At 44.0% G+C, this 12795-nt stretch carries 12 protein-coding genes; 4 read left to right on the forward strand and 8 right to left on the reverse strand.

All coding sequences use genetic code 11. The features are described from left to right. Positions 1 to 6: 6 nt before the first annotated feature. The 3 genes from DW182_RS02685 to DW182_RS02695 all read right to left on the reverse strand — a co-directional run bounded on the left by DW182_RS02685 (position 7) and on the right by DW182_RS02695 (position 3412). A complete protein-coding gene (locus tag DW182_RS02685; protein ID WP_118294580.1) occupies positions 7 to 879 on the reverse strand; it encodes an alpha/beta hydrolase in 873 nt (290 codons plus the stop codon). Positions 880 to 889: 10 nt separating this feature from the next. Beyond that, the gene (locus DW182_RS02690; RefSeq protein ID WP_118294581.1) at positions 890 to 2881 is read right to left on the reverse strand and encodes an OPT family oligopeptide transporter; all 1992 of its coding nucleotides are present in this window, start codon (positions 2879 to 2881) and stop codon (positions 890 to 892) included. 135 nt (positions 2882 to 3016) lie between these two features. Then, complete coding sequence (locus tag DW182_RS02695) at positions 3017 to 3412, reverse strand: DUF1573 domain-containing protein (RefSeq protein ID WP_007213899.1); 396 nt, start codon at positions 3410 to 3412, stop codon at positions 3017 to 3019. Between the two features lie 216 nt (positions 3413 to 3628). Between DW182_RS02695 and DW182_RS02700 the strand changes: the two genes are divergently transcribed. From DW182_RS02700 to DW182_RS02710, 3 genes are all read left to right on the forward strand, one after another. Continuing rightward, positions 3629 to 4477: an AraC family transcriptional regulator gene (locus tag DW182_RS02700; protein ID WP_199678544.1), complete on the forward strand. Its 849-nt coding sequence runs from the start codon at positions 3629 to 3631 to the stop codon at positions 4475 to 4477. Between the two features lie 86 nt (positions 4478 to 4563). Beyond that, complete coding sequence (locus DW182_RS02705; protein ID WP_118294583.1) at positions 4564 to 5154, forward strand: DUF417 family protein; 591 nt, start codon at positions 4564 to 4566, stop codon at positions 5152 to 5154. 4 nt (positions 5155 to 5158) lie between these two features. Then, positions 5159 to 6514, forward strand: coding sequence for an FAD-dependent oxidoreductase (locus tag DW182_RS02710; RefSeq protein WP_118294584.1), 1356 nt, complete (start codon positions 5159 to 5161; stop codon positions 6512 to 6514). Between the two features lie 13 nt (positions 6515 to 6527). Here the strand turns inward: DW182_RS02710 and DW182_RS02715 are convergent, their stop codons facing one another. The 4 genes from DW182_RS02715 to DW182_RS02730 form a co-directional block, all read right to left on the reverse strand. Next, positions 6528 to 7205, reverse strand: a complete 678-nt coding sequence (locus DW182_RS02715; RefSeq protein ID WP_118294585.1) for a porin family protein — start codon at positions 7203 to 7205, stop codon at positions 6528 to 6530. 104 nt (positions 7206 to 7309) lie between these two features. Beyond that, on the reverse strand, positions 7310 to 8113 hold the full coding sequence (locus tag DW182_RS02720) for an SDR family oxidoreductase (protein ID WP_118294586.1): 804 nt from the start codon (positions 8111 to 8113) through the stop codon (positions 7310 to 7312). Positions 8114 to 8356: 243 nt separating this feature from the next. Further along, the gene (locus tag DW182_RS02725) at positions 8357 to 8935 is read right to left on the reverse strand and encodes a DUF4251 domain-containing protein (RefSeq protein WP_118294797.1); all 579 of its coding nucleotides are present in this window, start codon (positions 8933 to 8935) and stop codon (positions 8357 to 8359) included. Between the two features lie 106 nt (positions 8936 to 9041). Then, positions 9042 to 10925 carry a mucoidy inhibitor MuiA family protein gene (locus DW182_RS02730; RefSeq protein WP_370449792.1) on the reverse strand — a complete coding sequence of 628 codons (1884 nt, stop codon included), beginning with the start codon at positions 10923 to 10925 and terminating at the stop codon, positions 9042 to 9044. A 144-nt stretch (positions 10926 to 11069) separates the two neighbouring features. Here DW182_RS02730 and DW182_RS02735 point away from each other — a divergent pair, with 144 nt between their 5' ends. Continuing rightward, on the forward strand, positions 11070 to 12059 hold the full coding sequence (locus DW182_RS02735) for a DUF4369 domain-containing protein (RefSeq protein WP_118294799.1): 990 nt from the start codon (positions 11070 to 11072) through the stop codon (positions 12057 to 12059). On the opposite strand, the gene DW182_RS02740 is transcribed toward DW182_RS02735, so the two are convergent. Then, positions 12054 to 12794: a nucleotidyltransferase family protein gene (locus DW182_RS02740; protein WP_118294587.1), complete on the reverse strand. Its 741-nt coding sequence runs from the start codon at positions 12792 to 12794 to the stop codon at positions 12054 to 12056. The two genes, DW182_RS02735 and DW182_RS02740, sit on opposite strands and share 6 nt — an antisense overlap. Position 12795: the final 1 nt, after the last annotated feature.

The following is a 12795-nucleotide window of genomic DNA, read 5'->3' on the forward strand; positions in this document are numbered from 1 at the left end:
GATATATTAGTTATTTTTCTCGAATTTCACCCCGTCACGCAACCACTTCTCCAGTTCTTCTGTCCACTGGCGTTTGTAAGTGAAGTTATCGCGAAAGCCCCAGCCATGTCCGCCAATGGGGTAGATGTGCATGGATACGGGAACTTTCTGTTGGTTGAGAGCAAGAAAGTAGCCGATACTATTCATGGGTGGCACAGCGCCATCATCAGCAGAAAGTACGATGAAAGCTTGTGGAGAGCGGGGAGATACACGACGTTCCAGAGAATACGCATCTTCCAGTTCCTTGGTCGGGTTGTCGCCAAGAAGGTTCTTGCGGGAACCTCCATGGGTGATACCCGGTACCATAGAGATTACCGGATAAAGCAATATCTGAAAGTCTGGACGCGTTTCATCACTACTGTAAAGTGTAGAGAGAGAAGCAGCCAGATGTCCGCCTGCCGATGCACCCATAACGCCTACCTGATTCGGATTGATACCCCATTCTTTGGCATGCTGGCGAATAATGCGGATGGCCTGTTCTGCATCTGAGAGGGGCACTTCGCGATTCCCGTTCGGCATACGATATTTCAGGACGGCATACGTGATTCCCTGTGTGTTGAACCAGGATGTCATGTCATGGCCTTCGTGATTCATTGCCAGGCGGGCATATCCGCCGCCCGGACACATCAAGATAGTCATGCCGTTTGGCTTTGCCGGACGATAAACCGTGATGGTGGGATTAATGACGTTAGCCACACGGCCGCCGTTCAAGTCTTCCTGATCTCCTGTCAGGCCATTCGTATTAGGAGCACCATTGGGCCACAAGGGTATCTCAACGGGCTTCTGAGCAGATAGCAGAGTTGATATAAACAGTGCTGTAATGAATAAAATTGTTCTCATTATATTTCTATTATTTGGTTTTCATTGAAGCTTTAATGAAGTAAATTATCAGTAATGCGTATGCACCCAATGCCAGTACCTCGGACCATGTATTGTTTACCCAGGCGTCATTTACCAGATTGATACCTCCGAAACGCATTGCTGCACTGACTACACCCATAAGCGCACCACCGGCAATGAAACCGGATGCCAGCAACGTACCTTTTTCACCGCGTTCAGTATTAAGGGTGGCATCTTTGCTGCGGCTTGTCACATACCAGTTGATGGCACCACCCACTACAAGAGGAACGTTCAGCTGTAACGGAATGAACATACCCAGTGCAAATGCCAATGCGGGAATCTTGAATGCATTCAGCACGATAGCCAGTACTGCACCAATGCCATAAAGCAACCAAGGGGCACCCACGCCATTCATTAACGGTTCAATAACTGCCGCCATCGCATTAGCTTGCGGAGCAGCCAGTTGTCCGCTGGTAAATCCGTATGTCTTATTCAGGATAATCATTACACCACCTACGGTTGCAGCTGAAACAATCGTTCCAAGAAACTTCCAGGCTTCCTGTTTAGCGGGTGTACTACCCAACCAATAACCGATTTTCAAGTCAGTAATGAAACCACCTGCCATAGACAGTGCCGTACACACAACGCCACCCATTACCAATGCGGCTACCATTCCCTCCGGACCTTTCAAGCCAACAGATACCATCACTACCGATGCCAGAATCAATGTCATCAGCGTCATGCCGGAAACCGGATTCGTACCTACGATTGCAATGGCATTGGCAGCCACAGTCGTAAACAGGAAAGCGATACCTGCCACCAGCAGAATAGCTACCACAGTATGCAGCAAACTGCCTTGCATCACATCGAAGTAGAAGAATAAGAATACCAGCAACAGTGTTATAATAGAACCGATAGCGATAATCTTCATCGAAATATCACGTTGAGTGCGCTTCATGCTGGCTTCTACATTGGATTTTCCACCCATCTCCTTAGCTGCCAGTCCTACGGCACTTTTGATGATACCCCATGACTTGATGATACCGATGATACCTGCCATAGCAATACCGCCGATACCGATGCTCTTGGCATAATAATTAAAAATTTCTTCGGGAGCCATGCTGCCTACGGTAGCCACAATTGACGGATTCCACTGGTTCAGCACGCTGTCGCCCCAGATCATGGACATTCCCGGAATGATAATCCACCATACAGCCAGTGAACCGGCACAAATGATAGAAGCATATTTTAGTCCCACAATATAGCCCAAACCGAGTACGGCCGCACCTGTATTCACTTTGAATACCAGTTTTGCTTTATCGGCCAGCATCTCACCAAAGCCGCATACACGTGTGGTGAAGTTTTCGTTCCACCAGCCGAATGTAGCAACGATGAAGTCGTACAGACCTCCGATAATGCCGGCCAGCAATAACGGTTTTGCCTGACTTCCGCCTTTTTCGCCCGATACCAGTACCTGTGTGGTAGCTGTTGCTTCGGGGAAAGGATACTTGCCATGCATATCACTTACAAAATATTTACGGAATGGGATGAGGAAGAGAATACCCAATACGCCTCCCAGCAATGAACTGATGAATACCTGAGTAAAAGTAACCGTGATTTCCGCCGGATAAGTTTCTTGTAGAATGTATAAGGCGGGCAGGGTAAAAATGGCACCTGCCACAATAACGCCGGAACTGGCTCCGATAGATTGGATAATGACATTTTCTCCTAACGCATTCTTACGTTTGGCAGCGCCTGATACGCCTACGGCAATAATTGCAATAGGAATGGCTGCTTCGAACACTTGTCCTACTTTTAATCCCAGATAGGCTGCCGCAGCCGAAAAGAGGATAGCCATGGCGATACCCCATAATACAGACCAGAGGTTAACTTCCGGGTACTTCTTGTTAGGGCTCATCAACGGGTTGTAGACCTCGCCCGGTTTCAGTTCACGGAATGCATTTTCCGGCAGACCGATCAATTTCTCTTCTTCTTGTTTCATAGTTTCTTAATTGCTTTTATGTTTTATAGTTATTATGCCGTCAATTAATTGTTTATTTTATCCAAATCAGCTTCAAAGAAAGCAAAAAAAAAGGAGAATTGAAAAATTCTCCTTTATTCTTATATATAAAGATGCTTATTTTGCATCTTTCGGTGTCATATCTCCTTCTACAAAGAGTCGCATCATTTCTGTTTTGGCATTCGTGCGCAAAGTGATGGATTTTTTGAAGTGTCCCGGATACTTACCTGTTCCGTTGTAAGTAATCTTAACGGTTCCGGTTTTGCCCGGCAATACGGGTTCCTGGGTATATTCAGGAACTGTACATCCGCAGGAAGCTACGGCTTGATGTATAACCAGCGGAGCATCGCCCACATTAGTGAATGTGAATACACAACTTACTACCGGATCATTTTCAGAAAACGTACCGAAGTTGTGTGAGGTCTTATCAAACTTAATATCAGCTTTCCCCTGTGCCGAAACGTAACCGATGCTCAGTACGAGCATAAACATATACAATGTAAGTCTTTTCATGTCTATCAATCTTTTGTATTACACAGTGGGCAAAGGTAAGGCATTTTTGTGAAAATTAATCCAATGATGTGCGAAATTGTATTAAATATGACTTAGAAGGTACTGTAGAGTATGATTAATAATGAAAAATAATAGTAGTCTTTTCTTTTCATTTACGGAATAGTGTATATTTGTACTTCGGTATACGACAAAGAACTCTAACTTTTTAACATCATGATAGATTATCAATTAAATACCCGTCTGAACGGGAACTTGGCAATGACCTTTTGTTTTCACGAAAATAAAGCACTGCAACAGGATACTACTTTATATAAGTTCATTTGGGTGCGTAGTGGAAACTTAACTATAGAGATAGACCATATTCCCATACAGCTGGAACAGGACGAAATCATAAGTCTTACTCCTTTGCAGCATATTGAAATTAAATCGGTGGAGGGAGAGTACCTCACTTTCCTGTTCAACAGCAATTTTTACTGCATATTCGGTCATGATGACGAAGTATCCTGTAATGGTTTCCTTTTTCATGGTTCTTCCCAAGTGATGAAACTGAAACTTTCGCCGGAACAATCCGCCAACCTGAATGACATTATTCGTATCTTCTGGCAGGAGTCCGCCGTTCGCGATAATCTGCAAGAGGAAATGTTACGTATCATTCTCAAACGTTTTATTATCACCTGCACCCGCATTGCCCGTGAAAAGTGTGGCGTCACGCCGGAGCAGGAAAAAGCTTTTGATATCGTCCGTCGTTTTTATATTCTGGTTGACCAGCATTTCCGCGAAAAGAAGCAGGTACAGGATTATGCCGACCTGTTATTCCGTTCCCCAAAGACACTTTCCAATTTGTTTGCCTCTTGCGGAGTACCTTCCCCGCTACGCATTATCCATGAACGGATAGAGTCGGAAGCCAAGAGATTATTGCTATATACCCCTAAAAGTGCCAAGGAAATCAGCGAACTGCTGGGTTTCGAAGATTTGTCCACTTTCAGCCGTTTTTTCAAGAAAATGACCGGTGAAAGTGTATCCGATTTCCGTAAATCGAACACAACGGGAAATATTGCCAACTGATACGGTGGAATTGCCATTTCATACCCTGACATAAACCCCGATTTTTGCATCAGAAAAACAAAACAATTCATTAATGCAATAATCGTATGAAAACAAAATTAAAATCTATGTTCGTAGCAGCCCTGACACTGGCTGCATCTACTCAGAAGTTAGGTATCAATCTTATTCGCATATCAATTCTGGTTATTTTCGTTTGGATCGGCGGGTTGAAGTTCTGGAATTATGAAGCGGAAGGCATCGTACCTTTTGTGGCAAATAGCCCTTTTATGAGCTTCTTCTATACACACGATGCTCCCGATTATAAAGAGTATAAGCTGAAAGAAGGAGAATTTGATGCCGTGAAGCATGATTGGCACAAGGAGAATAATACGTATGGCTTTTCTCACGGATTGGGTATCCTTATCATGAGTATCGGTATCCTAACATTCCTCGGTATCTTTTGGCCGAAAGTAGGTTTGGTAGGGGCGGGACTTGCCATTATCATGACTCTCGGAACGCTTTCTTTCCTTGTCACCACACCCGAAGTATGGGTTCCTAACCTGGGCAGTGGCGAGTCCGGTTTCCCTTTATTGACCGGTGCAGGAAGATTAGTTATAAAAGATACAGCCATTTTGGCCGGCGCAATTGTTATATTAGCAGACAGTGCGAAGAGCGTACTGGAACAATTAAAAAAATAGAGATATGAAAAAGTATGATGCCATTATTATTGGTTTCGGCAAGGGTGGGAAGACCTTAGCCGCCGAATTTGCAAAACGTCAGAAGACGGTTGCCATAGTAGAACGTTCCAATCGTATGTATGGAGGCACGTGTATCAATATCGGCTGTATTCCTACAAAGACGTTGGTACATCTGGCTAAGGAAGCTCCGGTAAAGGCTACGTGGGAAGAGAAGAAGGAATATTACCGTCAAGCCATTGGTCGCAAGGAAGAGGTTACTTCTTTTCTGCGGAACAAGAACTATCATAATCTGGCTGATAATCCTAATGTGACGGTGTATACAGGTGTCGGATCATTTGCCGGTCCTGATGTAGTAGAAGTGCGGACGGAGACGGAAGTAATAGAATTGCAGTCTTCTCAGATCTTTATAAATACCGGTGCGGAAACCATCGTACCGCCTATTGATGGAATAAAAGAGAATCCCCGCGTATACACCAGCACTTCCATCATGGAACTGGAAGAACTTCCTGAACGGTTGGTGATTGTGGGTGGAGGCTATATCGGCCTGGAATTTGCTTCCATGTATGCCTCTTTCGGTTCGAAGGTGACGGTACTTGAAGGGTATCCCGAACCGATTGGCCGTGAAGACAGGGATATTGCTGCCAACGTACAGACCGTATTGGAGAAAAAAGGCATTGTATTCTATCTCAATGCAAAGGTACAATCCGTGGACGCTGCAACAGTGATTTATGAGGATGCTGTAACTCATGAAATCCATCACCTGGAAGGAGATGCTATTTTATTGGCGACAGGGCGCCGTCCGAATACCTCGGGACTGAACCTGGAAGTTGCCGGCGTGAAAGTGAATGAACGGGGAGCTATTATTGTAGATGAATGGCTGCGTACTACTAATCCGGCCATCCGTGCCATTGGTGACGTAAAAGGCGGATTGCAATTCACTTATATTTCATTGGACGATTACCGTATTATCCGTGAAGATTTATTCGGTGCAGGAGAACGGCGTACAGACGACCGTGAGCCTGTGAGTTATTCGGTATTTATGGATCCTCCTTTGGCACGTGTGGGGTTGAGTGAGACGGAAGCCCGTAAGAAAGGACTGAACGTAAAAGTGAATACACTTCCCGTAGCAGCCATTCCGCGGGCACGTACTTTAGGTGAGACTGACGGGTTATTTAAGGTAGTAGTGGATGCCGATACAAATAAGATTTTGGGTTGTTCCCTGTTCGGACCGGAAACAAGTGAGATCATTAATATCGTATCTATTGTAATGAAAACGGGACAGGAATATACTTTCTTGCGTGATTATATATTTACACATCCCAGCATGAGCGAAGCATTGAATGATCTGATGAGTTTTTAGACGGTTTTATAAATCAGAACCGGTATCCTACGGTGAAGAACGAAGCGAGATTCTTGGGAGAGAATTTCTCAATGCCGGATGATTGCAACAGATTATCCAGCTGGTCGTTTACCTTGATCATTCCCAATTGAAGCTCTGCTCCGAATATGAATTTGTGATATTCAAGATTGAGGCCGAACATAAGACCGGCGTCGAAGCGTTTGTTCCCCATTTTGTCATCTATCCGGTTACCGAAAGTATCTATGCGGAATCTGTAGCTTCTGTCAGGCCTGTATTCACTACTGTAATCATATTCCTCCATCTCACCGGATGTCTTTCCGCCTACGCCGTAGGCAATATACGGACCGGCACTCAGGGAAGCACTGTAATTCTTTCCAAGGTTGAGGCGGGCGGACATCATGATGGGGAGTTGGATATACAACTCGTTCATGTTGACCTTGCCTATATATTCCACCTCTTCACGGGCACCTATCGATACAAAGTTCAGTGAGGGTTGAAATACCCATGTGCGGTTAAGTTCATAGTTCATGCCGACACCTACTTTGTAGGCGATGCGTGTGTCACTTTCTACATTTTCTCCATAGAAGTTGGAGGTACCGACTCCGGCTTTTACCTGGAAGGAGATAGGGGATTGGGCATTCGCTCCCCATGCTATGATTGTAAAGAAAATAGTGAGAATAGTCTGTTTCATTACTTGAACCTTGTAAGGGGGTGATGTTTATTTGCTCGCAAAGATATAAATTATATGATTACATACAATTCTTGCTGGGGGAATATTATTGAGCTACGAGCTAACTAATAGAATTTCCTGATCAGCCAATCTACCAGACAAAACGGCAGCATAGGTTTGATGCGTGCAAAGAATACTTGTTCCCATGGACCGACCTTTGTGCGGAAAGCAGGATGGCGGCTATTTACCAGTTTACAGATTGCTTTGCCTAACTTTTCCGGTCGGCAGCCATTGTTTTCAGACTGTTCTACGTTTCGCATGGCTTTTGCAAAACTCTCCCCATATTGCGCATGGGATAGGGAAGTCTGACACACTTGCCGCTGCGCTGTGAAACCTGTCTGGAAATCTCCCGGTTCGACTACGCAAACTTGGATGCCCAGCGGCTTTACTTCCTGATAAAGTGCTTCACTATACCCTTCAATCGCAAACTTGGATGCACTGTAGAAAGCCTGAAAGGGAACGGCAAGGACGCCTGCGATGGAGCTGATATTTATGATTCGTCCGTGTCCGGCTTCGCGCATGAAAGGCAGTACTGCTGCACACATACGGACGGCACCCGTGAAATTCGTATTCATCTGGCGTTGTATCTCTTCCTCGGTAGTGAGTTCAATAGCTCCGCTGATACCCATCCCGGCGTTATTGACAAGTACATCGATGCTGCCTTGTTCTTCAATGATGGTAGATATGGCGTTGGATACCGATACAGGATCAGTAATATCCAGTTGCAGCATCTTGAAATCCGGATTATCGGAAACGGCTTTCCTGCTGCTGCCATAGACGGTGTGACCTTGTGCGGCCAATTGCGTGGCGATTACTTTTCCGAAACCGGAAGATGCACCGGTGATGAGGATTGTTTGCGGATGTTTCATCTGTAAAAAGGAGGCTGTCAATTATTATTATTGAGAACAAAGATAATGAAAAGCCTCGAACTTTAAACTACAGTACTTGAAGAAAAACAACCTATGAAGTTCTTTGGTGCATAAACTTCTATAAAAACACTTATATCTGCGAAGGCCTGCGCTTATATCTGCACAAGCCTGCGCTTATATTAGTATAAGCGTTCACTTATATAAGCGCAGGCCTTCGCAGCCGCAAGTGTTCAGTTACAATAATTAGAACGACCGTCCCTTGAATATATTCGATTCGGACAGTGGAATGAGTTTTCCATCCAATGATAGCCTGTTCGAATTATAGTTGGGATTTACTGTAGCAGATGCTTTATTGCCCCCATTGGTCAATCTGATGGAGACTTGTGCTGAAATACCAACCCCTGACACACTGAAACTGCAACTTACATTTCCTTTTTTATCAGTGGTGACTTTCACTTTACCTACAGTACCATCTACTGTAACACCTCCAATTCCATTAGGGCCTGCAAAAGCGCCGTTGAAAGCAATCTGTACGGATGCCCGGTCACCATTTAAAAGGATAAAATTGGTATTGGATGTAACAAAAGCACTACGGCCTCTTTTGAATGTCACACGATCCGCTTCCAATACAAACTTTCTTTCCTTAATGGCTTGTACTGCATCAGCGTATGCTCGTTCTTCTTCTATTTTCTCCTGAGCTTTTATTGCATCACGTTGTGCTTTACGTTCAGCACGGCGACTTTCACTTTTACTTTCCTGTGCATAAATTGTTGTAGATGCACCTATGAAAACCAACATCAGTAATAAGATAATCTTTTTCATAACTTCTTCTTTTTTTTTAGAATAAACAATCAGAAAATGAAAAGGATGCATGAGGCTATATTATTATTATGTGTATTAATATTTATTATATATTGTGCACTATCATCTATTCTATTATTAAGTTTCGTCCTTTGGGATACTTCACTTTATAACGTAGAGCTAAATCACGTTGTTCTCCGGGCTTTAAGGTAATTTGCCAGGTGATGATACCTTTCGCTTCATCCAGACTGCCGCCGCTGATTTCTTCTGCTGTTACGGTAATGTTATTGTTGCGTGATACAGGCAGTTGGTCGTAAAGCGTAAGGGTGACAGGCTCTGGACGCGTATTGCGGACAGAAAGTTTCCATGCAATGGATTGCGTCTGATTGGAACCCATAAACTTGCGTGAGGTATATTCGTTCTCTTTCGTACGCTGTACCATGATACGTTTATCACGACCTAAAGAGAAGGATAGTGTGTCGTTCTGTTGGGTGACATTCATAATGGACTTGCCAATGAAAGTATTCTCAAAGTAAACATTTGCTTCGCCTTCAAGTAAGTTCAGCTTTTCCCAGTCGGTTACCTGGGCAATCAGGAAAGCATCTTTGTCTATCTTCGGAGTGCTCTGATAAGCATAGGAGGCGGGTAATTCGTAATGACCGATTTCAGCAACTACAGGTTTGTTGTCAGAAGGAATGGTGTAGGGGACTTTGATTTCAAATTCGTAGCCCATCTGTGCTTGGTTCTGTTCAACGTCAAGGGTCATGCTGGCCTCTTCTTCGTATTGAATATCTTTTTTATGGTTTACCTTAAGACCGGAGACTGCACTTGCCATAAGAGGTTTCCTTTCAATGCCGTAACCTACTACCACTACTTCATCCAATGCTTGCGTGTCCTCCTGAAGGGTAACATTCATAATACTTCCTTGTATATCTTTGGTCTGAGTCTGATAGCCAATATATGAAAATTGAAGTTTGTTTTGTCCATTGGGAATAGTTATGGAATACTTACCGTTTACGTCGGTTATGGTTCCTATTGTAGTTCCCGGGATGGTAACGGTAGCACCTATTACGGGCGTACGTTCATTATCAAGAACGACTCCTGAAACGGTATTTCCATTGAGATTCAAATTGTAGCGTGGTGCTGCAAGTCCATAATCCAACCAGTAAGTAGACAGAGTGGGAGCTACGCTTCCGGTGGAAGGATTAGAGGATGAGAGGGATAATTCTACGTTCTTCCACTCTTCCTTGGTATTCTGAAAGATGTTGGCTTTGTAAACGATGGAGATAGGCTCGGCCAGGCTACCGGAACGAACATCATAAGAGGGGAACCAACCGGCATTTTTCACATAATAGCTCAGAGTGAATGTAGCTTTGCAAGCTGTTGGCGCATTTACATTGACCATAATTTCACTCATAGGAGTTAGAGATTTACCGCTTAGTTGTGCCAGTTCAGAGTTCAGTTGTCCCTGTTTGATGGCAAGTTCAGCTATCTGTTCATTGATAGCCAGTTCTTTGGTTTTCAGAGTTTTCAACTGCCCGGAGTAATATTGATTCACTTCTTTGATAGTGGCCAGAGAAGTAGCGGTATTCTTATTGCTGACGGAGCAATTTGTTTTCAGCATTTCATATTCAGCATTGATAAGTCCAAGCTCGGCATTCTGTTCTTTCTGCTGCTTCTCTATTTTTTTAAGCTCCTTTTGCAGGCTTTGTTGTTTTTCGCTGACGGCGAGGCTGTCTATATAGTTGTATTGTCGGTTGACTGCTGTAACGGTGAGTTTTCCCTTTGCGCTGACCTGCATACTTTGTGCATCCATATAGGGGGATAATCCGGTAAAGATGAGCGTTGAATTTCCTGCCGGAATATCTACTTGTTTGGTACGCGTCACTTGGGCACCGTCAATGAACAGCATTACTTTTTCAGCAGTTGTTTTCACCTTGCTTTGTCCCATAAGGGTGGTGGCTGCACAAAGGCAGAAATATGCCCATAGTCCTAATCTCAGTTGTTTCATAGCCCGTTTTTTTAATGTTATGTCACAAATATATGGATATTTCATTAACAATTGCTTTTATATATTGTCTTTTTTGCTTGCATCTTTACTGAAAAGATTGTTCTTTTGTGCAATGTGTTTGTTTCTTTAATCTATTTGGGCTTTATGAAAATCAATCAATGGATATTTTACTCTTTGTTTCTGGGACTCATCAGTTGTCAATCGCAAGAACAGACTTTTACCGTGCAATGCACCGGATTGGACGCTTACGAAGGAGATACGGTTTATCTGTGGCGATATGGCGCCGACCGTATGACGGGTGACCGTGATTACGGTAAAGATCCCTTGGATTTCGCTATTATCAGAAACGGGGAAGTTTCATTTTCCGGAAAAGAAGATACGTTGCATATCTATGGAATGGAGCATTCCGGCAGTATGAATTTCTTTTATCCCGAGGGAGGGAAACTGACGTTGACAAATGTAGTCCCACCGGCAATGCCTGTACCGTACAAAAGTACCAATCCCCATTCACAAAACGTACGTCTTTGGAAACTTTGGCATGAAGATCTTTTTCCGCTGGAAGCTACGCGGCAATTTGTATTCGACAATGCCCGGAACGCAATAGGATGGATGGTGTTTGATCGTTGGGCAGCAATCTATCCGGATGAACTGGAGACATTGTACCAGAAAACTCCTTTACAAATGCGAGACAGTACATCTGTATTGATAGGACTGAAACGGATGCTGGATGCTACCCGCAGCCTGAAGCCGGGAGATCGTTTTGTTGATTTCAAACAGGTGGAATATGCAGAGAAAGACAGTTTGCTCTTTTCAGACATTGCAGGGCAGGGACATCCCGTGTGTTTACTCTTTTTTCTGAAGCCCGATGAAAAAGGTACTGTTCGTGCAGAAATCAAAAATCTGCGAGAACAATATCCTGATATACGTATTATTGTTCCCACTTATAGATATCAAGATCCGGAATTCAAAGAGTTCATTCATGAATTGGAAACCGAATATCAGGCGACCATCCTGGATGACAGTCGCCGTTTTGAGAAAAGTGCCCGTTGGAAGTATCGTATTTACGGTTCCTTCAACTACGAATACTTATTTGATGCCCAAGGACAGTTGGTGAAGATGAAAACTGTTTTATAAAGATGCATAATAGGCTTCTGCCTTTGCAAGTGTCTCTGGTTTGCCCACATCAAACCAGTTTTCGCTGTCTATAGGAAATCCCTGAATGCATGCTTTCGGGCAGATATCCACATAAAATGGAATAATGGAAAATTTTCCTGTCCAGCGTTCGCCTTCCATATAGCGGAAAATAGAGGGAGAAAGAACATGGATGCAGCCAAAGGCTTGCAACTGATAATGATCGCCGGGATAATTGAGTTCTTTGGGGAGTACTTCGCCTGTAGAAAGATTCGTCCAACCACAAAGGCGATTATCTTGATCCATCAATAGATAGCGGGATGTTTTCCGGTGATTAGTGAGCAGAGTGGCATCTGCATTACTTTCCAGATGGTGGTGGTAGAAAGCGTTGAGATCCACGTCCGTCAGGATATCGGCGTTGTGTATAAGAAAAGGCTCGTTGCTCTCTAGCAGAGGACGGGCTTTTTTGATACCACCACCGGTATCCAGCAACTCACCCCGTTCGTCACTAATATGAATATCCACCCCGAAGTTCTGGTTTGCACGAAGGAAGTCTATAATCTGATTTCCAAAATGGTGGATGTTTATGGTGATATCATGGAAGCCGGCATCTTTCAGTTTTAAGATGACACGTTCCAGCATCGTTTTGCCTGCTACGGGGACGAGTGCCTTGGGCATATTGTCTGTCAGTGGGCGCAGGCGGGTGCCGAGGCCTGCGGCAAATATCATTGCTTTCATT

Origin of the sequence: Bacteroides sp. AM16-24, assembly GCF_003471885.1 — a bacterium.
GTDB lineage: Bacteria > Bacteroidota > Bacteroidia > Bacteroidales > Bacteroidaceae > Bacteroides.

Bases quoted from the DNA above. Each gene is read 5' to 3' on its own strand.
- DW182_RS02685 (WP_118294580.1), bottom strand. From the start codon at position 879: ATGAGAACAATTTTATTCATTACAGCACTGTTTATATCAACTCTGCTA.
- DW182_RS02690 (WP_118294581.1), bottom strand. From the start codon at position 2,881: ATGAAACAAGAAGAAGAGAAATTGATCGGTCTGCCGGAAAATGCATTC.
- DW182_RS02695 (WP_007213899.1), bottom strand. From the start codon at position 3,412: ATGAAAAGACTTACATTGTATATGTTTATGCTCGTACTGAGCATCGGT.
- DW182_RS02705 (WP_118294583.1), top strand. From the start codon at position 4,564: ATGAAAACAAAATTAAAATCTATGTTCGTAGCAGCCCTGACACTGGCT.
- DW182_RS02710 (WP_118294584.1), top strand. From the start codon at position 5,159: ATGAAAAAGTATGATGCCATTATTATTGGTTTCGGCAAGGGTGGGAAG.
- DW182_RS02715 (WP_118294585.1), bottom strand. From the start codon at position 7,205: ATGAAACAGACTATTCTCACTATTTTCTTTACAATCATAGCATGGGGA.
- DW182_RS02720 (WP_118294586.1), bottom strand. From the start codon at position 8,113: ATGAAACATCCGCAAACAATCCTCATCACCGGTGCATCTTCCGGTTTC.
- DW182_RS02725 (WP_118294797.1), bottom strand. From the start codon at position 8,935: ATGAAAAAGATTATCTTATTACTGATGTTGGTTTTCATAGGTGCATCT.
- DW182_RS02730 (WP_370449792.1), bottom strand. From the start codon at position 10,925: ATGAAACAACTGAGATTAGGACTATGGGCATATTTCTGCCTTTGTGCA.
- DW182_RS02735 (WP_118294799.1), top strand. From the start codon at position 11,070: ATGAAAATCAATCAATGGATATTTTACTCTTTGTTTCTGGGACTCATC.
- DW182_RS02740 (WP_118294587.1), bottom strand. From the start codon at position 12,794: ATGAAAGCAATGATATTTGCCGCAGGCCTCGGCACCCGCCTGCGCCCA.